The organism is Planifilum fimeticola (assembly GCF_003001905.1).
GTDB lineage: Bacteria > Bacillota > Bacilli > Thermoactinomycetales > DSM-44946 > Planifilum > Planifilum fimeticola.
The window spans coordinates 1-1,781 of record NZ_PVNE01000063.1 but is presented as its reverse complement, the minus strand read 5'-3'; the positions used below and the strand labels follow the sequence as shown (position 1 = coordinate 1,781).

The following is a 1,781-nucleotide window of genomic DNA, read 5'->3' as shown; positions in this document are numbered from 1 at the left end:
GTTTTCTCCGCAATCCCCTGGCGGAGACCCGGACCTGGTGGGACCAATGGTCCCGGCTTACCCCGGAACAGCGGCTGCAAGCGGCGGCATCGACGTTTTTGAGCGTCGTCTTCCATAGATTGGGGATTGGGACGGTAAAAAAGGGACTTCAATTTGCTAGAAAGAGCATGCACAGGAGTCGGTTAAAGCCAGGGAATCCCGATTTCAACTACGAAGTGGTAGAGGGTACTTTAAGGAATGGGGAAGTTGTCAAGTATGCGGTAACAAGTGACGGAAGGCGAATCAAGCTGCTTGGAAGTCAATACGCGGGTTCAGTCAACAAGAACGGGATTCCTTTTGATAAAAACGGTTTTGTCGACTTTAGCGAGTGGGTCATAGCCGAAGTACGGTTGCCGGATAATATGATTGTTGGGAGGAGTTGGGACCAAGCAAGGGTAGCGACAGAGGAATTTTACAAACAGTTAAAAGGAAATGAAGAACTAATGAAAAAGTTTAACTTTGATGAGCTACAATGGAAGGCAATTAAAAGTGGTAAAGGAAAAATTCCAGGATATACGTGGCATCATCACCAAGATACTGGGAGAATGCAACTTGTACCGACAAGTATTCATAAAAAAGGTTTGCCGCATACTGGAGGCCATGCGTTGTGGGGAAGTCAAAAGTTGACTAAGGAGTGATTGATAGTGATTGAATGGGAGCAAAGAGAAAAAATGATTGATCGGAAAGTTATTGCCAAAGTCGAAGAACATCTAGGGATAAAATTTCCTCAGGATTACGTTGAATGGGCAAAAAAATATCACGGAGGGGGGCCAAAAAATATCGAGGCTTTCATTGACTCCGGAAAATTTAAAGGCATGTCGTTTTATATGTTGTGCAGTTACAACCCCGAAGCACCTTATCATTATATACTGGAGGACTATGAGATCTACGTTAAGGAAGCCAAGCTTCCCGACAAGTTGATTCCTTTTGGCGTAGATTCTGGAGAAAACCTGTATTATTTTGATTTCCGAGATGGCATTCAGCAACCGAAGATTGTTTGGCATGATAAGGACTTCCATCCTGATGAATATCCCGAATCATTGGTATATATCTGCGATACATTTACTCAATTTCTTTCCATGCTTTATGATGAAGAATGACGAGTTATTTAACGAGTTATTTAATAAATAAATTAAGAGGATGCTTTTTGTGGTTATAGGAGAAGAGTAGAAGCTATTTCAAAATTCGATTCACACACCAAATAATGAATGCAATCAGGCAAAAAGCTCTATAAATATACAAATATCGGTCATATCGAACCACCAACCGACGGTAATTGTTCATCCAACCGAAGCAGCGTTCAATGATCCAACGCCGGCGGTATCCCTCTCCCACACGGATGGGGCGGCCACGACGGGGTTTGCGGCTTTTTCGATGAATGGTGGCAATGGTGGGCTTGATCCCCCGTCGGCGCAACCAAATTCGAAAAGAACGGCTGTCATAAGCTTTGTCAGCCACCAATTCCTTGGGCCGTGTTCGGGGACGCCCCCGCCTTTGCGGTACCCGAACCGTTTTCAGGGTGGCTTCCGCCAACCGGATTTCATGATGTTGGGCGCTGTCCAGATACAGACCGATCGGCACCCCGTTTCCATCCGATACCATCATGACCTTGGTTCCCTTGCCCACCTTGGTTTTTCCAATCCCGTCTCCCCTTTTTTGGCAGGAACAAATCGACCATCCAGAAAAGCTTGAGCCCATTCGATTTTCTCTTCCGCATCCATTCGACTTAACAGCGCGCGCCA

At 45.5% G+C, this 1,781-nt stretch carries 3 protein-coding genes; 2 read left to right on the top strand and 1 reads right to left on the bottom strand.

Annotated elements, in window-relative coordinates:
- Together CLV97_RS17685 and CLV97_RS17680 are read left to right on the top strand one after the other, a co-directional pair.
- On the top strand, nt 1–677 hold a 677-nt coding region (locus tag CLV97_RS17685; RefSeq protein WP_211295797.1), incomplete at its 5' end, for an HNH endonuclease.
- 6 nt (nt 678–683) lie between these two features.
- Complete coding sequence (locus tag CLV97_RS17680) at nt 684–1,139, top strand: SMI1/KNR4 family protein (RefSeq protein ID WP_146130553.1); 456 nt, start codon at nt 684–686, stop codon at nt 1,137–1,139.
- A 73-nt stretch (nt 1,140–1,212) separates the two neighbouring features.
- Here CLV97_RS17680 and CLV97_RS17675 read toward each other — a convergent pair whose 3' ends face one another.
- Entirely contained in the window at nt 1,213–1,737 is a 525-nt protein-coding gene (locus CLV97_RS17675; protein WP_281257632.1) for an IS5 family transposase, read from the bottom strand.
- Nucleotides 1,738–1,781 lie beyond the last annotated feature (44 nt).

What these genes read in the sequence shown, in the direction of transcription:
- CLV97_RS17675 (WP_281257632.1), bottom strand. Translation starts at nt 1,737, where the DNA reads ATGGGCTCAAGCTTTTCTGGATGGTCGATTTGTTCCTGCCAAAAAAGG.